General features: G+C 32.2%; 17 protein-coding genes. 10 read left to right on the forward strand and 7 right to left on the reverse strand.

The window, feature by feature from the left end; translation table 11 throughout:
- Positions 1 to 9: 9 nt before the first annotated feature.
- The 10 genes from LNP81_RS19825 to LNP81_RS19870 all read left to right on the forward strand — a co-directional run bounded on the left by LNP81_RS19825 (position 10) and on the right by LNP81_RS19870 (position 13,028).
- Entirely contained in the window at positions 10 to 540 is a 531-nt protein-coding gene (locus LNP81_RS19825; protein ID WP_194618195.1) for a mechanosensitive ion channel family protein, read from the forward strand.
- A 1,257-nt stretch (positions 541 to 1,797) separates the two neighbouring features.
- Positions 1,798 to 2,898: an AI-2E family transporter gene (locus tag LNP81_RS19830; RefSeq protein WP_230038868.1), complete on the forward strand. Its 1,101-nt coding sequence runs from the start codon at positions 1,798 to 1,800 to the stop codon at positions 2,896 to 2,898.
- Between the two features lie 84 nt (positions 2,899 to 2,982).
- Positions 2,983 to 4,812 (forward strand): hypothetical protein, encoded by a 1,830-nt coding sequence (locus tag LNP81_RS19835; RefSeq protein WP_230038870.1) that lies wholly within the window; start codon positions 2,983 to 2,985, stop codon positions 4,810 to 4,812.
- Positions 4,813 to 5,010: 198 nt separating this feature from the next.
- Entirely contained in the window at positions 5,011 to 5,541 is a 531-nt protein-coding gene (locus tag LNP81_RS19840; protein WP_230038872.1) for a hypothetical protein, read from the forward strand.
- 178 nt (positions 5,542 to 5,719) lie between these two features.
- On the forward strand, positions 5,720 to 8,251 hold the full coding sequence (locus LNP81_RS19845) for a PIG-L family deacetylase (RefSeq protein ID WP_230038874.1): 2,532 nt from the start codon (positions 5,720 to 5,722) through the stop codon (positions 8,249 to 8,251).
- 122 nt (positions 8,252 to 8,373) lie between these two features.
- Positions 8,374 to 10,110, forward strand: a complete 1,737-nt coding sequence (locus LNP81_RS19850; RefSeq protein ID WP_230038876.1) for a sodium:solute symporter family protein — start codon at positions 8,374 to 8,376, stop codon at positions 10,108 to 10,110.
- A 13-nt stretch (positions 10,111 to 10,123) separates the two neighbouring features.
- Positions 10,124 to 10,918, forward strand: coding sequence for a hypothetical protein (locus LNP81_RS19855; RefSeq protein WP_230038878.1), 795 nt, complete (start codon positions 10,124 to 10,126; stop codon positions 10,916 to 10,918).
- A gap of 80 nt (positions 10,919 to 10,998) precedes the next feature.
- Complete coding sequence (locus tag LNP81_RS19860) at positions 10,999 to 11,310, forward strand: hypothetical protein (RefSeq protein WP_230038880.1); 312 nt, start codon at positions 10,999 to 11,001, stop codon at positions 11,308 to 11,310.
- A gap of 403 nt (positions 11,311 to 11,713) precedes the next feature.
- A complete protein-coding gene (locus tag LNP81_RS19865) occupies positions 11,714 to 12,322 on the forward strand; it encodes a hypothetical protein (RefSeq protein ID WP_230038882.1) in 609 nt (202 codons plus the stop codon).
- Between the two features lie 76 nt (positions 12,323 to 12,398).
- Complete coding sequence (locus LNP81_RS19870) at positions 12,399 to 13,028, forward strand: MCP four helix bundle domain-containing protein (RefSeq protein WP_230038884.1); 630 nt, start codon at positions 12,399 to 12,401, stop codon at positions 13,026 to 13,028.
- A 6-nt stretch (positions 13,029 to 13,034) separates the two neighbouring features.
- Here LNP81_RS19870 and LNP81_RS19875 read toward each other — a convergent pair whose 3' ends face one another.
- The 7 genes from LNP81_RS19875 to LNP81_RS19905 form a co-directional block, all read right to left on the reverse strand.
- Positions 13,035 to 13,448: a nuclear transport factor 2 family protein gene (locus tag LNP81_RS19875; protein WP_230038886.1), complete on the reverse strand. Its 414-nt coding sequence runs from the start codon at positions 13,446 to 13,448 to the stop codon at positions 13,035 to 13,037.
- Between the two features lie 4 nt (positions 13,449 to 13,452).
- Positions 13,453 to 13,977 (reverse strand): TetR/AcrR family transcriptional regulator, encoded by a 525-nt coding sequence (locus tag LNP81_RS19880; RefSeq protein ID WP_230038888.1) that lies wholly within the window; start codon positions 13,975 to 13,977, stop codon positions 13,453 to 13,455.
- A gap of 783 nt (positions 13,978 to 14,760) precedes the next feature.
- Positions 14,761 to 15,603, reverse strand: coding sequence for a DUF2911 domain-containing protein (locus LNP81_RS19885; RefSeq protein WP_230038890.1), 843 nt, complete (start codon positions 15,601 to 15,603; stop codon positions 14,761 to 14,763).
- A 71-nt stretch (positions 15,604 to 15,674) separates the two neighbouring features.
- Positions 15,675 to 16,337 carry an HAD family hydrolase gene (locus LNP81_RS19890; protein WP_230038892.1) on the reverse strand — a complete coding sequence of 221 codons (663 nt, stop codon included), beginning with the start codon at positions 16,335 to 16,337 and terminating at the stop codon, positions 15,675 to 15,677.
- A 112-nt stretch (positions 16,338 to 16,449) separates the two neighbouring features.
- Positions 16,450 to 17,166, reverse strand: a complete 717-nt coding sequence (locus tag LNP81_RS19895; RefSeq protein ID WP_230038894.1) for a tRNA threonylcarbamoyladenosine dehydratase — start codon at positions 17,164 to 17,166, stop codon at positions 16,450 to 16,452.
- Between the two features lie 24 nt (positions 17,167 to 17,190).
- Positions 17,191 to 17,862 carry a TatD family hydrolase gene (locus LNP81_RS19900; RefSeq protein WP_230038896.1) on the reverse strand — a complete coding sequence of 224 codons (672 nt, stop codon included), beginning with the start codon at positions 17,860 to 17,862 and terminating at the stop codon, positions 17,191 to 17,193.
- Positions 17,862 to 18,461, reverse strand: a complete 600-nt coding sequence (locus LNP81_RS19905) for a DUF1684 domain-containing protein (protein ID WP_230038898.1) — start codon at positions 18,459 to 18,461, stop codon at positions 17,862 to 17,864. The genes LNP81_RS19900 and LNP81_RS19905 overlap by 1 nt, the downstream gene beginning before the upstream one ends.
- Between the last annotated feature and the right edge of the window lie 2 nt (positions 18,462 to 18,463).

Genomic DNA, 18,463 nt, shown 5'->3' on the forward strand with positions numbered 1-18,463 from the left:
AAAATATTTATGTTTTCTTTTAAAGAATATAGTCAGGAAATTTTCAGCACCATAATTATCCTTTTCGCTTTAGTAGCGTTAAGAGTAATTATTGCAAAATTAATTCGTCGTTACGCCAGTACAAGTCACCTATTAGAACATAGAACTAATTTGGTTATTAAGTATATTCATATTTTAATGAATATACTGGTAACCATTAGCTTAATTGTAATTTGGGGAGTTGAAACTAAAGATATTTTTATAACAGTTTCTTCAATTGCAACCGTAATTGGAGTGGCTATGTTTGCGCAATGGTCGATTTTGAGTAATATTACTTCGGGAATGATATTGTTTTTCTCATTTCCTTTCAGAATTGGAGATACTATCAAAATTCATGATAAAGATTTCCCTATAGAAGCTGAAATAGAAGATATTAGTGCTTTTCATGTGAACCTAAAAACAAAAGAAGGCGAGAAAATTATCTTCCCAAACAATTTACTTCTTCAAAAAGGCATCTCAATCATGCCGGCGCATTACGAAGAAAAAGAGTTTTTTGATTAAAGAGATTTAGCCAGATAACTTTTTAAATACTTGCTGAAATTGTACCGCAGAGCCTGCAAAGTTTTTTCGCAAAGTTCGCAATGTTATTTGATCTGAAATTTCAGGAGAAGTCCGCAAAGCTATCCTTCAAATCATTTTATTCCGATGGCTGTCGGAATAAACAAAAGAAAATTTGTGCTAATTTGTGTAATTTGTGGTAAAAAAGTTTCTCGCAGATTTAGCGGATAGTGCAGATTTAAAAAAAAACTGACAATCATTTTAATCTTTGGTAAATTTTCACCGCAGAGCCCGCAAAGTTTTTTCACAAAGTTTACGAAGTTTTCGAGCTGAAAATTTCAAGAGAAGTCCGCAAAGCTAATTCTTTAATATCATTCTATTTGGTTAGATGTATCAAAGAAAAAATTCGTGAAAATTCGTGAAATTCGTGGCAAAAAAAATTCTCGCAGATTTAGCAGATAAAGCAGATTTCTTAAAATGCTTCAAATCATTTTATCCCTTTTGCTTATCGAAAGTAACAAAAGAAAATTTGTGCTAATTTGTGTAATTTGTGGTAAAAAAGTTCTCGCAGATCTCCCAGATAAAGCAGATTTAAAAAAAACCTGACAATCATTTTAATCTTTGCTAAATTTTCACCGCAGAGCCCGCAAAGTTTTTTCACAAAGTTCACGAAGTTTTCGAGCTGAAAATTTCAGGAGAAGTCCGCAAAGCTAATTCTTTAGATCATTCTATTTGGTTAGATGTATTAAAGAAAAAATTCGTAAAAATTCTTGAAATTCGTGGCAAAAAAATTTCTCGCAGATTTAGCAGATAAAGCAGATTTCTTAAAATGCTTCAAATCATTTTATCTCGATTACTTATCGAAAATAACAAAAGAAAATTTGTGCTAATTTGTGTAATTTGTGGTAAAAAAGTTTATCGCAGATTTAGCAGATAGTGCAGATTTTTTAAAATGCTTCAAATCATTTTATCCCTTTTGCTTATCGAAAGTAACAAAAGAAAATTTGCGCTAATTTGTGTAATTTGTGGTAAAAAAAACTTTTCAAGCAAATAAATCAAATTTTTCAAAAATCCTTAAAATCATTGAAATCAGTGGCAAAAGAAAATCAGATCTAATTCGTTCAATTTGTAGCAGTAAAAAAAGATTCAGAATGGGAATTTTATAAACTATTAAGAAAAAGCTAAAACGATATTTTTTAAATAAAATATAATATTTGTTTTACCAAAATCTAGTTTTTTTTACTAAATCACCACTATACAATGATTCGCACCATAAAATTACCGTTTTATGCTAAACTTGCTTTTATATTAGTTAGCTTTATATCTTTTGCTTTTATTTTTTGTGCCGGAAAAGACATCATTACTCCTGTCTTAATGGCTTTTTTATTCTCCGTACTATTAGTACCTGTTTTTACCTTTTTGCATACACGATTAAAATTCCCCAGACATCTTGCTGCGGCATGTTGTATTTTAATTTTTGCTGCCTTCATTGTAGGGATATTGATCTTTATATCTTATCAGGTTAGCGATATTGCCAATGATTTTGACACGATAAAAAAGAATGCAAACGCTTTTATAACCGATATTCATAAGTTTGTAAAAGACAATTTTCATGTAAGCATTGGGGAGCAAAAAAAATATATTGACACCGTTGCAAAAGATTCTGTACAAAACGGAAAAGCAACGATAGGTTCTGCCTTAGTATCGATAACTGATCTTCTTGTAGATTGCACCATTATCCCTATTTATACTTTTTTATTCTTATTATATAAAGATCATTTTATTTTGTTCTTAGCAAAACTCGTAAATAAAGAAGATCATTCCAGATTAAAAGATATTTTATCGCAAATTAAAGTTTCTATTAATAATTATATCGTGAGTCTGATTTTAGAGATGATAGTCGTATCTGTATTAACCGCTTTAGGACTTTGGATCATCGGAATCAAGTATTTTATCTTATTAGGATTAATAACAGGAATTCTTAATCTTATCCCTTATATTGGTATTTTAATTGCTGGAATTATCACCGTTTTGGCCTCTTTAACAGGCTCTGCTGATACTTCAATAATATTAGGTATTTTAATAGTAAATATAATCGTGCAATTGATAGATAATAACTTATTAGTTCCTTTGATTATTAATTCTAAAGTAGAAATCAATGCTTTTGTCTCAATCATGGGAATTATTGTTGGTGGCGCAGCAGCAGGAATTTCAGGTATGTTTTTAGCGATTCCTCTTTTAGCCATTTTAAAAATTATATTTGACAGAATTGATTCACTAGAGCCCTGGGGTTATTTAATGGGTAATCATATGCCTCGAAAATTTACCTGGAGAGTTCGAAAAGCAAAAATAGAGAACTAAATAGTATCACGTTTTTACAAAATAGTCTTATTAATTTACTATATTCATATCAAAAAATAACTTTTAAGCCCGTCTAATTATCTAATGTCATTAAACACTAAAATAATATTTTTTATCCTCTTGTGCTTTTGTTTACAAAGTGCCTACAGTCAGGTTGATAAAACAAAGAAAGATACAGGTGGTAAAAAAGACAGCACAGAAGTTTATACCAAAATTAAAAATTATTCTAAAAAAAATAAGTTTACTCAAACACTTCACAAACTGTTGTTCAGGTCTGCTAAAACCAAAAAGAAAGAACCAATTTTGGTGCAAAATGATACCACCAATTTTAATGGAAAAATCATTCGAAAAATCAATATTGTAACTTTAGATCCTTTTGGACAATCTATTACCGATACTACTCAAATGCCCAGAAATTGGGGAGAAAGAACCGGTAACAAATTGCATCTTAAAACAAAGAAAATAGCGATTTACAACTTATTATTATTCAAAAGAAATACGCCTTACGACACTTATAAAGTACAGGAATCTGAACGTTTAATACGATCTCAGCGATACGTTTCTGCGGTAAGAGTAACGAATAAAGTAGCGGGTGTGGCATCAGATTCTGTAGATGTTACGATTCGTGTGCTGGATTCCTGGAGTACAATTCCAAAATTTTCAATATCCAGTAATCGAGTTTCTGTTGGAGTAAAAGAAAAAGACTTTTTTGGATCCGGGCAACAATTGGAATATCGTTTTACAAATCGATTTGATGACGGTAGTAATGGTAATGACGTTACGTATACCGTACCAAATATAAAGAATACCTACATTGGTGCAGTACTGCATTATAATATGGATCTGGACAATAATTATAATAAAAGTATCAATATCGAACGGCTCTTTTATTCTCCGCTTACCAAATGGGCAGGTGGTGCTTATGTAGGGCAAATTTTTAGAAGAGATTCATTGCAGGCACCAGATAGTTCGTATGCGTTTCAGCCCTTTAAAAATAATTTTCAGGATTTATGGGTAGGACATGCATCTAAAGTATTTGAAGACGAAAACGGAATAACAAATTTAGTGGCTTCTGCTCGCTTTCTTAATGTTAATTATAAAGAAAGCCCTTCTCCACTCTATGACCCAACCAACTTTTATTCAGACGAAAAATTCATATTTGCCGGAATTGGACTTAACAGACGAAAATTTATAAAAGAAACGTATCTCTTTAGAAACGGACAGGTCGAAGATGTACCTATAGGAAGAATTTACGGTATTACTTTTGGCTATCAATATAAAAACACATTTTGGAGGCCTTATGTTGGTGCACAATTTTCATTTGGAAATTACTATCGATTAGGCTTTTTAAGTATGAATTTTGAAGCGGGAACTTTCTTTCATCAATCTAACACTTATCAAACAGCATTTTTGATGGAAACCAATTATTTTACTAAGCTTTATAAAATTGGAAACTGGAAACTAAGACAATTTGTGAATCCTAAGCTCGTTATAGGTGTAAACCGTGAAGATATCATTGGAGATCAATTGAATATAAACGAACAAAATGGTTTAGCAGGTTTTAATAGTGCTATTTACGGAACCAATAAAATGGTTTTATCTTTACAAACGCAAACTTATTCTCCTCATGCTCTTTGGGGATTTCGTATGAATCCGTTTTTTAATTACTCAATTGCTGTATTAGGACGTCCTAATGATGCGATGGGAAGAAATAAAGCATATCAAAAAATTACTTTGGGACTATTGATCAGTAATGACTATTTAGTATTTAGTTCATTTCAGCTTTCAATTTCATACTACCCTACTATTCCTTATCAGGGAGATAATGTATTTAAAACAAATACTTTTGAAACCACGGATTATGGACTACAAAACTTTGAGCTTGCCAAACCAAGAGCTGTCGAATACCGATAATTAAAATTCTCTTGCTATTTTTTTTTAAATTTTAAATTTCACAAAACGTTTTATAAATCAAAACGTTACAAAATAACCAATAAAATATTACTCGTTAAAATGCTATTTTTATTCGACCAAATACATTTTGTTTTCATTTTTGGCACAGTATATGAATATCCCTAAACAGGAATAACATTAACATTAAAACTAAAAAAAATGAAAACAATAAAAATAGCAATCGTAGGTTTATTTCTGATGGTTGCAAGCGCCACACAAGCTCAGGTATCAATAAATGTTAATATAGGATCACCTCCTGCATGGGGTCCTGCAGGATATGCCGAAATGGAATATTATTACCTGCCGGATATTGAAGCGTATTATGATGTAAGAGCTTCACAGTTTATTTATTTTGGAGGAGGAAGATGGATGAGAACAACTTACTTGCCAAGACAATATAGAAATTATGATTTATACGGAGGTTATAAAGTGGTTTTAACGGATTATCACGGAAGAACTCCTTACACTTATTTTGATCGTCACAGAGTAAAATATTATAAAGGATATCACGGTGCTCCACAAAGACCTTACCGACCAAGAGAAGTTTATGGATATAATGATCGTCGAAACGATCGTAGAGATTACAGACGTCATGATAACAGAAACCACGACAAGCACGACAAACACCATGATAGACACGACAGAGATGATGATGATCACGGACATGGTGGCGGTCACGGAAGAAGATAATTTATTAAAAAAATAATTCTCAGTATAAAAGAGAGTATCAAACTAATGATACTCTCTTTTTTTTGGATCAATTTTCTTAAAAAAGGAAATCAATAACCAAACATTAACATTTCATTTAAATACTGTTCAAAAATATAATTAGTATTTTTGAAGCTCTTTCAAACCATTTAACTACGCTATGCGAAAAATTCAGATCCAAATTCTTCTTATTTTTTTAACAGGGATTTCCATTTCTTTTGCACAACAACCACAAAAACCAAGTTCTATCGAAATTTACAATCAAATCAAAAAACTGAATTTTTTAGGTTCTGTTTTATATTTGGCTGCACATCCTGACGACGAAAATACCCGTTTAATTTCTTATATGGCAAACGAAATGAATGCCAGAACCGGTTATTTGTCTTTGACGCGCGGCGATGGAGGTCAGAATTTAATTGGACCGCAATTGCGCGAATTACTTGGAGTTATAAGAACTCAGGAATTAATAGAAGCCAGAAAAATAGATGGCGGAGAGCAGTTTTTCTCCCGTGCCAATGATTTTGGCTACTCAAAAAATCCTGATGAAACTTTAGAAATCTGGGACAAAGATAAAGTCCTTGCTGATGTTGTCTGGACTATTCGAAAATTTCAACCGGACGTAATCATTAATAGATTTGATCATCGTTCGCCTGGTACAACCCACGGACATCATACTTCATCGGCAATGTTAAGCGTCGAAAGTTTTAAACTTACAAACGACCCAAAAATATATCCTGAACAATTAAAATATGTAAAACCTTGGCAGGTAAAACGTCAGTTTTTTAATCCGTCGTGGTGGTTTTACGGCAGTCAGGAAAAATTTGACGCTGCTAATAAATCAAAATTTACCAAAATAGAAACGGGAGTTTATTATAACGGAATCGGAAAATCGAATCAGGAAATTGCTGCTTTGAGCCGAAGCCGACACCAATCTCAAGGTTTTGGAAGCACTGGCGCACGTGGTCAGGAAACAGAATATTTAGAATTGATAAACGGTGATAATGCAAAAGACCGTGACAATTTATTTGACGGCATTGATACTTCATGGAACCGTGTTAAAAACGGAAAACCAGTTGGTGATTTGATTACCAATATTATTAGTAAATATAATTTCAGTAATCCTTCTGCAAGTATTCCGGATTTAGTTAAGGCTTACAATATGATTGAAGCTTTAGAAGATGATCACTGGAAATCTTTAAAATCTGCCGCAATCAAAAACATCATCGCATCTTGTTCAGGATTATATCTTGAAGCTGTTGCCAGCGAACAGGAAGCGACTCCGGGAAGTACCATTAGATTAAGTCTTGAAGCTATAAACAGATCCCCTGTTGAAATGCAATTGGTTAGTGTAACTTCATTACCGGATAATAAAAATACGGCTCAGAATATTCCATTAAAAAATAATAACGATCAAAAGATAAATTTACAAATTCAGGTTCCAAACAATATTGAATATACACAACCTTACTGGCTAAAAGAAAAAGCAACTGTAGGAATGTATACGGTTTCGAATCAGGAAAACATTGGTATTCCTGATATTATCAGACAAGTAAAAATTGTTTTTAATGTTAAGGTAAATGGTGTCGAAATTCCGTTTGAGCGTACCGTTGTGTACAAATACAACGATGGTGTAAAAGGCGAAATGTATAATTTTCTTGATATTGTTCCGGAAGTTACTACTTCGGTTTTAGAGAAAGTTCTAATTTTTGGATCTGTAAAAAGTAAAATGATTCCTGTAAAAGTACGTGCAGGAAAAGACGGCATTAAAGGAAAATTGCAATTAGAATTGCCTAAAAGCTGGGATGTTTCTCCAAAAGAAATTCCTTTTGCTTTAGAGAAAAAAGGAAACGAACAGATTTTTTATTTTGAAGTTACCCCTCCGGTAAATCCAGAAGAAGCCGTTGCAAAAAGTATTGCAACTGTTGATAATAAACGTTTTGACAAGGATCTTACTATTATTGATTACAGCCACATTACCAAGCAAATGGTTTTAAAACCAGCTGAATCGAAATGTATCCGAATTGATTTAAAAACAAACGGTGACGCCATTGCTTATATCATGGGTGCTGGTGACGAAGTTCCGGAAAGTCTGGCTCAGATGGGATATAAAGTAACGATTATTAAACCGGAAGAAATCACGCCCGAAAAGCTGGATTCATTTAATGTCGTTATTACCGGAGTTCGTGCATACAATACTGTAAATGCATTGGCTAACAAACAAAATATACTTTTCAATTTTGTAAAAAGCGGTAAAAACATGATCGTACAATACAACACGTATGGTAAAACCGTAACCGATCAGATTGCACCTTATCCTTTAAAAATTTCAAATGATCGTGTAACCGAAGAAAACGCTAAAGTTACTTTTCTGGCACCAAATCATCCTATTTTAAATACACCTAACAAAATCAGTTCAAAAGATTTCGAAGGTTGGACACAAGAACAAGGTTTGTATTATCCTGATCAGTACGATCCTGCCTTTACTCCTATTATATCGTCGCATGACAAAGGCGAATCTCCTAAAAACGGTGCCTTACTCGTAGCGCCTTACGGAAAAGGATACTATATTTACACTGGTCTAAGCTTTTTTAGGGAATTACCGGAAGGTGTTGCCGGTGCCTATAGATTATTATCAAACATGATTTCGCTAAAACAGCCTGTAGAAGCTCCTAAACAAGAAATAAAGAAATAAACATTCAAAATATGGAAGCTAAAAAAACTAAAAAATGGAAAAAAAGCTACACCTATGTTTTGGTAGCCAATGCTATTTACATTGTGATTTTTTTCTTAATCATGCAATTATACTCATAACTTATGCAACTATTTGATTGGATCGTACTTATTGTAACGCTTTTATTTATTGTTGGTTATGGCTCCTGGAAAACCAGAGGAAGTAAAACCGTCGAGGATTTTATTCTGGGCAACAACGAAACTCCCTGGTATACCGTTGGATTATCAGTTATGGCAACTCAAGCCAGCGCTATTACTTTTTTATCCACTCCGGGACAAGCGTATCATGACGGAATGGGTTTTGTGCAATTCTATTTTGGATTGCCAATTGCCATGATCGTAATTTGTGTGACTTTTATTCCGTTATACCATAAAAATAAAGTTTTTACCGCTTATGAATTTCTGGAGAAACGATTTGACCTTAAAACACGTTCGCTTGCTGCTATATTATTTCTGGTTCAGAGAGGTTTAGGAACCGGATTAACGATTTATGCTCCTGCTATTATTTTGTCAGCGCTTTTGGGTTGGAATTTGACTTTAATGAATATTATTATTGGTGTTCTCGTTATCATTTATACATTTTCAGGCGGAACAAAAGCAGTAAACGTAACACAGAAACAGCAAATGTTCGTGATTATGTCGGGAATGTTTATTACGTTTTTCCTTATTTTGCATTACCTGCCAAACGATATGACTTTTACAAGCGCACTGCACATTGCGGGTGCCAATGATAAAATGAATATTGTTGATTTCTCTTTTAACCCTGAAGAAAAATATACTTTCTGGAGCGGAATCACCGGTGGTTTTTTTCTGGCCCTCGCCTATTTTGGAACTGACCAGTCTCAGGTTGGACGTTATTTATCCGGAAAATCAGTTCGCGAAAGCCAAATGGGATTAATCATGAATGGACTTCTTAAAGTGCCAATGCAATTTTTTATCCTGTTGACGGGAGTTATGGTTTTTGTATTTTTTCAGTTCAATCCTGTTCCGTTAAATTTTAATCCGAATAATAAAATTGTCATTGAAAAATCGGCTTATAAAGAAGAATATCATGCTTTAGAAAAAAAATTAGTCACACTTTCAGAAGATAAAAAAGTAATTAATTTATTGTACATCGACCAGTTGAATCAGGATTTTGATAATCCGATTTTACGAAAAGAACTGGTGACTTTATCCAACAAAGAAAAGGATTTACGCGATCGTGCCAAAGAAATCATTTCAAGAGCCGATCCTGCCAGTGAAACCAATGATAAAGATTATGTATTTTTCCACTTTATCCTCAATTATTTACCTAAAGGACTTATTGGTCTATTATTGGCTGTAATTCTTTCGGCGGCAATGTCTTCAACCGCTTCGGGATTAAATGCTTTGGCTTCTACAACAGCAATTGACATTTATAAACGAAATTTAAAAACCGTAAAATCTGAGAAACATTATCTAAATGCCACCAAATTTTTTACCTTATTCTGGGGAGTCGTTGCAATACTTTTTGCCTGTGTAGGAACTTTGTTCGAGAATCTAATTCAGTTGGTTAATATCATTGGTTCTATTTTCTACGGAACAGTTTTAGGAATTTTTTTAGTTGGATTTTATTTACGTCGTGTAAAAGCAAAAGCCATGTTTATTAGTGCTGTTATAAGCCAAATTACCATATTTGTAATCTATTATTTTATGATTGCGATTCATCCAAGCGGTCAGGAAAAACTAGGCTATTTATGGCTGAATTTTATTGGAGCTATTTTGACTATAATATTGGCGCTGTTTATGCAGATTGCTTTTTTTAGAGGAGAAAAAGAGTCTGATGAAGTGGTTTTGGATTAATTGTAATTAAATAATGAAAATCAAAACTTCAATAATTCTACTTTTAATATTTTCATTTTTGTGTTCAAATGCACAAAATTTGCATGAAGCAAAAATTGATAGTCTATTTGTTAATTTTAAAAAAGAATCTTTTTACGAAAAAGTATACCCGGCAAAACAAGAACTTGAAAACTACCAAAAATCAATTATTCCTGAATTAATTAATCTTTTAAAGAATGAAGATTTTATAAAATTGACTAATACTTTCGATCTAATTTATCCTGGAACCACTGTTTACTATGGTCATGGATATTACATTCCTTATGATATCGATTGGATATCTGTACGTTCCGGTTGGTTACTTGAGGATTTGACATTTCAGGATTTTGGTTATCAAAGTTTAGAAGTTAACAATGAAACTCTAATGAAATTGGTTAAGGAAAATTACTATAAAAGTTATCTCAAAAAAGGAACTTACGAGTTAGACTGGAAAAGGAAAACATCTGTTAAGAAAAAAGCAGAAATCAGAAAAGTACTTTCGAAAAAAGCAGAAAAATGGTGGAAAAAAAATCAAAAAAGATGGAACAAAATTGCTGCAATTAAGGAAGCCTTACAATCGAATAATGAAAATAGATTAAGAAATGTATTTCAATATCTAAGAAACGGAGATTCAAAGTGTGATAATTTGACCAGGGAGCTATATAATAATGAAATAAAACCAATAATAGTAGCACTAAAAAAAACAAATGAATATCCTGAAGTACAAGAACAAATTGAATTAATCTTAAAAGAATCTGTAAGTTCGAAATTATTAGATAAAAGCAAATAATTATCGTTATTAAAATTACTGATGAAATTTCAGTCTGCAAAAAAAGTTTATTTAAATAAAATTAAAGCAAAATTCAATTCATGGAAAAGAAGATAACAGATAAAAGAAATTTATTTACTTCTGCCATTATAAGTATTTTGCTTTCGTTTCCGGTAACCGGATTTATTTATGGATTCTCTATTTGTAAAGATTGTGGAGAAGGAATAAGCGGAATTTTTGGCAGAATATTTATTGGTTTTGTTGAAGCCATTCTAACTACAATTACACTAGGCTCGCCTTGGGATAATGAAGGTGGAACAACAAGCACCAATCTTAGGTTTTATGTTTTTCTGGTTGCTTTAATTTTTACCTTGATCCTTTTTTTAATTCGGAAAAGAAATCAGAATAAGTAGTAAAATAGTAAAAGTGCTTTTGAAAACATTATATTTCCTTAATTCCTTAAAGTTGAATAAAACACGAGTGTCCTAGCCCTGATGGGAGCGGCATCCTTTTGTGCCGGGGTTCGGCACAAAAGATATAGCGTACAGCAGGAAATAGCTCCTAAAAATTCTAATTAAAAAACCGCTAATAATTTTAATCACAAGACTAAAAATCAAACTATAAGATTTTTGTCAGAAATGACAATACTGTTTTTGAACTTTGCATCTTAGCTCAAGCCAGTAAAAGCTGACATCGTAAACAAGCAAACCAGAACATTAATTTATCAAAATAAATAATAATTTTCTTTGCAATTCATCTATTGAATATTTGTAATAAAAAAGTACTATTTTAGTATTCGCCAAAACAAACCATTTAATGAAATATTCAGAGGAAATACAAAAACTACTTCCCCTAGGTTACATTTATCTTGTAATATTAGGAATACTCAAAGAGAGCATCTTTTATTATCAATTAGGAATAAATATTCTGAAATATTCAACTATCATGGACATTTTAATTAGTCCAATTGCTGAGTTTACTTCAAACCCAATAACACTTGGTTTTATAGTGTCACTTTTTATCTTTCATTATTATTTGCCAAAAATCTTCCTGAAGTATCGTAACAATAAAACATTTCAGAAACTTTCCGAATTAAAATCTACTGAAAAACTATCTGAAGAAGAGACTAAAAATTATTACATCTTTGCATCCTTCAAAATGTTTGCTGTTATTTTATTATCATTCTTCATCGGAACAGGAGTCGCTGGTGGTTACTCAACTATACATAGCATCAGGAAAAATAAGGTAGATTATAATTATACTTTAAATTATAATAGTGGCGAATCTGAGCAAATTTACCTCATAAGTACCAATAGTATTTATTATTTCTATGTTCAAAAAGGAAATAAAAGCATAAAAATCGCGCCCATTGCTTCAATAAAAAATATTGAGAAAACTCTAAAAGTTGGAATACTCGCAAAATAAAACAAAGTCTGTATTAAAAATTGGGAATACACGCATTTAATAACTAGTTTTATAAATCAATTTAATACACATCACCATGAAGGATTTAAAAAAATATAGCAATAAAACAAAAGCTGCTTTTATTTTACTTATTGTGATGCTGATCATTTTGTTAGGGAATTTTAATACGCTTCAAAATTCCAAAAATGTAAACGAAAATATTAATGCGATTTACAACGATCGATTGGTGGTGGCGCATTATATTTTTCAATATTCTAAAGAACTTCACTTTATAAAAGCCGAAGCTGAAAAACTCGACTTAAGCGATACTACTAAAAAAGATGAAATCATTCACACGTTAGATGTGATTCATAATATTGATGATCTGTATGCTAAAACCGTTTTAACGAATAAAGAAAAACAGTATTTTGATACATTTTTGATTTCATGCAAGGAAATAAACAAACAGGTTGCAAGCAAAAATTGGAATAAAATTGCCAGTTTAAGCCATGATGCATTATTGACTTTAGAATCATTATCTAATATCCAAATTCAGGAAGGAAAAGCTAAATTGGCGAGCGCGAATGCTATGTATAGCAAAAATAACAGCATTGGGCAGCTTCAGATTGCTTTACTTATTATTTTGGGCGGCATCACTTTTTATCTTTTAATTGTAAAGAAAATCAAGCGAAGCATAAAAATTCCTGAACCACCAAGTATGAACTAACTGATTTTATTTCAGCTTTCTGTCTTCTTCGTTAATCGCGAGATCGTTTATACTTGCAAATCTTTTTTGCATAAGACCATTTGCATCAAATTCCCAATTTTCATTTCCGTAAGCTCTAAACCATTCTCCCTGAATATTTTGATATTCATATTCAAATCGAACGGCTATTCGGTTTTCGGTATGCGCCCAATATTCTTTTTTAAGTTTATAGTTTTGTTCTTTTTGCCATTTTTGGGTTAGAAAACGTACTATCTCTTCCCTTCCATTTACAAACTGATCTCTGTTTCTCCATTCGCTGTCTAGCGTATACGCTTTTGAAACTCTTTCGGGATCCTGACTGTTCCAGGCATCTTCTGCTAACTGAATTTTTTGTATTGCTGTTTCATATGTGAAAGGTGGCAACGGTAATTTTTGTTCCATTTTTTTATGTAATTAAGGTTTGAATTATTTTTTTTGATTGTTCTATCAATTGATTGGATTTGAATAACTGACTTTCGATAATACAGCTTTCAAAAAGTAAATAAATATGATCTGCGAGAATCTCGTCATTGATACTATTTTTAAAATAATTTCGCAGATCTAATTTATGGCTTTGAATTACACTGAGAATTTTCACATTATCTGAAGGAATTTCTGAAAGTATATTCAGAAAACTACAACCTCTAAAATGCTCTTTCTGATTCATATCAATTAAAAAATTAAATGAAGCCAAAACTTTTGACTTCGTATCTTTTTCTGCTAAAGTGAAATTTTCTAATGCATTGAACCAAAAAGAATGTCTTTCATTCAAAAAAGCCACACATAAATCTTCTTTTGATTTAAAGTGTTGGTAAAAACTCGCTTTCGCCACTTTTGCTTCTTCAATAATCTGATTGATACCCGTGGCATTGTATCCCTGTTTGTGGAATAAAACTGAAACGGTATCTAAAATTCGTTCTTTTGGCAGCATTTGATAATCATTTAAGATATGCAAATGTAAATAATTATTTTTACAAACAGACAGGTCTGTCTATTTAATTATTATTTCTATTTATTAATACAATTTCGCCTTCTTTACGAAGAAGAATTTCTGCCTACTAAACAACCAATCTTTGTAGAGTTTCTTGCGAGAATTTCTCCTTTACAGAAATGACAAGATTGGGGTTTCTTTGCGGAGTATGGTGCGTTTTTATCTTTGCCAAAGTTTCAAGCCAAGACTGTAAGGAACTTTTATTATTTTTAGAGGAACTTATCGATTAGTTTACAACCAATTAAATTGCCTGAATTCGCAAAATTCACTGACAAACAGAGTGTTTTTTCTTAGTTTTAGGCATTAAATACTTTCATTTAATGCAATGGAACGCACATATTACAACGAGATTTTCGAATTGAATAGCCTCCAGCTTTAGCTGGAGATTAAAACCCATTAAATTAGATTGGAGGCTTTAGCCAAATAAGCTATAGTCTTAAACATCCTTACAGAAATTTGGCTAAAGCCTTTTTTTTGCTTTCTATTTTGACCCCCAGCTAAAGCTGGAGGCTATTCAATTTACAAATAGAAATGATAAACAATTGTTTATTAATGTGTTTTCACAGAATGTATTCAAAAAAAATAAGTTTTAAAGTTCCTTACAGTCTTGGTTTTAAACTTTAACATAGATCTTAAAAAATTAAACTCAAAAAAAAAATCCAAATTCTAAAACTTATAAAAGCTTTGAAATTTGGATTTTTTAAGATCTTGGAATTTAAAGCACTATCTGCTCCACTCTGCGATACTATCTTTGTTTAATTTTACGTAATCCTGATTGTTAGCAGCTTCAGCAGCAGCAAGAGAAGCTTTTGCAGTTTCTACCGCTCCTTTTTTATCTCCTTGTTTAGCCTGGATTTGTGATTTTAATCTTAAGATAAAATATGGTTTTTCGTTACTCATATCTAATGACTTATCGATATAAGTTCTGGCTGTTTCGATGTTTCCGTTTGATTGGAACAAATAAGTTGCAGCAGCAAAATAATCATTTGCACTTGGTCCGCCTAAAGTTTTTTCGATACTTGCTGTAGCAATTTTAGCTGTAGGAACTTCAAATTTTAAAGCTACATGAGAGTTTTCCCAAGCCATATCAAGGTATCCAAAATTAGGATCAAGACCATTGATTCCAATTGTAAAAGTCTCAAGAGGAGTTGGTAAAGCGTCTTCTTTTACAGTAGTTCTTAAAGCAACATAAGCATCGTTCCAGTTTTCAGGTAATCCCCAGTTGTCTGTAGAAAGGTAAAAAATCACTTCCCAGCTTTCGATTTTAGGAATGGTATATATTGCATATTTTCCTTTTTTCAATGTTTTACCATCAATTACTACATCATCACCAAAATTAATGATCGTATTTTCGTTTGCTCCGGTTCGCCATAATTTACCAAACGGAACTAAATTTCCAAAAACCGCTCTGCCTCTGGCGCCTGGTCTTGAATAAGTAACTTCAACATCAGTTAATCCAACTGTTTGTTTAATATATCCTTTAGGACTCGCTTGCGGAGTTTTTATTTGTGCCTCTGTAGCAAAAGGAGCCAAAACTATGGCCAATGCAATAAGTAGTTTTTTCATTGTTTGAGTTTATTTTGTTTTGTTCAAATTTACAAATTCAATTACCGAACAAATGTTAAATTTTCTATAATTCAGCCCTTTAACTGTGATATTTTTTGAGCGTTTAATTCATTAAAATGGTTGATAATGATATCAGCATCTGACAAATCCTGTAATTTAGAATGATGACTGTTATATCCTACACAATAAATTCCGGCCGCTTTTGCTGCCTTTACACCATTTGTACTGTCTTCAATAATGATACATTCTTCTTTCGGCGCTTTCGATAACGAAGCCGCATGAATAAAGATAGCCGGATTTGGTTTTGATTGCGGAAAATCTTCTCCGCTAACAATATCTGTAAAATACTGGTGCAGATTGAATCTGGTAAAAACGCGATCAATCGTAACTTTTGAAGCTGATGAAGCCAAAATCAATTGTATTCCACTGGAGTATAAATCTTTAATAAGATCCTCTACACCTTCTAAAAGATACAAATCTTCTTTGGTATCAAAAGCATCATTAAAGATACTTCTTTTTCTTTGGATTAAATCTTCGACTTCATGCTCTATTGTTGGAAAAAATCCTTTTAGAGTCTGAAACGTATTTCTAGTCGAAAATCCGGTAAACGAAGTATACATTTCTTCAGTTACTGTAATATCTAATTCTGAAAATTGTTTGTAGTAGGCATAACGATGAACGGGTTCTGTGTCTACAATTACACCATCCATATCGAAAATTACTGTTTTTATCATTCTTTTAAAGTTACTAAGTTTTTTTTTAAGGTACTAAGGTTCTGAGATGCTAAGGTTCTAAGTTTTTTTTTTTGATTTTAAAACTTAGCAACTCAGAACCTTAGCATTTTAGCTACTCTTTCTTAAGCAAATGTCTGATCACGGTTTCAGCTACGTATAAACCGAATAAACCTGGCATATAACTGTTGGTTCCGTAGAATGACTTTTTAAAGTTTTTTCCGTCGGTTAATTTTAAGCTTTTTTCGTCTTGAATTTCAGAAGAGAAAACTACTTTTAGTTTGTTTATTTTTTCTGCTTTCAGGCGTTTTCTGATCGCTTTAGAAAAGTAGCAGTTAATGGTTTTAGAAATATCAGTCACTTTTACTTTAGCAGCCAGCATTTTTCCGCCAGCGCCCATACTGCTAATGATTTTTACTCTTTTGCGTTTGGCTGCAATAATCAGGTTCAATTTTGGCGTAATGCTGTCGATACAATCCAATACATAGTCAAACTCTGGAGAAACGATCTCAAAAGCTCTTTCAGGAGATAAAAATTCCTGTACACGTGTAAGTTTCAATTCCGGATTAATATCCATTAAACGATCTCCTACGATTGTAATTTTAGGCTGACCAACAGTCGAATGTAAGGCCGGTAATTGTCTGTTGATGTTTGTAATATCTACAACATCTCCGTCTACAATTGTCATGTTCCCTACTCCTGCTCTTGCCAAAAACTCAGCTGCAAATGATCCTACTCCGCCTAAACCCACTACCAAAACATTTGAGTTTTGTAAATTTTGTAATCCTTCTTTTGTAAATAAAAGCTCGGCTCTTTCTGTCCACTCTGCCATATCTTAAATTATTGTTTTTTTAGTTTAAATTGTTTCATGTTCCAGGTTCTTGCCCTGAAAAACATTATTAAAATTACTTGAGATAATCCCTTGCAATTCTTTGATTGTTATATTTTTATATTCTGATGCTACATTATAAACCTGCTGAATTCCTTCTTCGATTGTATCTGTTTCCAGAAAAAAGCGATCATTCGGAATATTTTCAAAAACAGGTTTTAAATCTGGATTTCTCAATAGATATTTTCCAAATGAAAGATAAAATCCTGCTGTTATTAATTGATTGGCGATTTGACTATTTTTCGAAAAACCATGAATAATCATCGGAACCGATATTTTCATTTTCTTTTTAACAGCAATTACTTCCTGAAAAGCAGCTACGCAATGTATCACAACCGGTTTTTTATATTTTTCGGCCAAAGCCAGTTGTTTTTCAAAAACTATAATTTGCTGCTCAAACGGAATTTCAATGCGTTTGTCTAAACCACATTCGCCAATCGCCAGGCAATTTTGAGTCTGTAGTTTTTCTTCGATAATTTTCAAATATTCCTCAATTTGATCTTCCTTAATATACCACGGATGAATCCCAATGGAATAAAACGGAATTGAATCATCAAATTCATTCGGATATTGATTGACCAACTCCAATACATTCGGTTGATTCGTAAATTGATGGGTATGAAAATTAAAGAATTCCATTAATGAAATGTTTTAACTCCGGCTTTTATTTCTACATTCAAATCGTTTTCTAAAGGAACAAGCGGACAAGAATATTTATGATTATAAGCACAATACGGATTATAAGCCTGATTAAAATCGACCGCGATTGTATTTCCTTTCGGAATTTTTAAATCGATATATCTTCCTCCTATATAACTTTCTTTTCCGGAAGTCAAATCTGAAAAAGGCAGAAACAAATGATCTTTGTATTCTTTGGTTTTCGAAAGTTCTATATTTCTATAAACATTCAGTTTAAGCGCAACTCCGTCTATAGTAAAATATAAAGTTCCGTACTTGATATATTTTGGCGTTCTTGTTCCTGTGGTTTTCATTTCGAAAACTTTTTCGTTTTGTGCTTTTTCGAATTTAGCATTCACAAAATACTTACTGTTTATAGGATAAAAATCTAAAGTTTTAAAAGTCTTTAAATCTTCTGCCATCAACGGACTAGTTTTAGCATCAGCATATTCGCCATTAATGGTCTTCTGAAATTTTTCAGCTTCTTTTTGATCAAATTTATTTTGGCCAAAACAGAAATTCACAATCAGTAATATTAAAAAAGCAATACCGTTTTTCATCT

The sequence above is a fragment of the Flavobacterium piscisymbiosum genome, from assembly GCF_020905295.1.
Lineage (GTDB): Bacteria > Bacteroidota > Bacteroidia > Flavobacteriales > Flavobacteriaceae > Flavobacterium > Flavobacterium piscisymbiosum.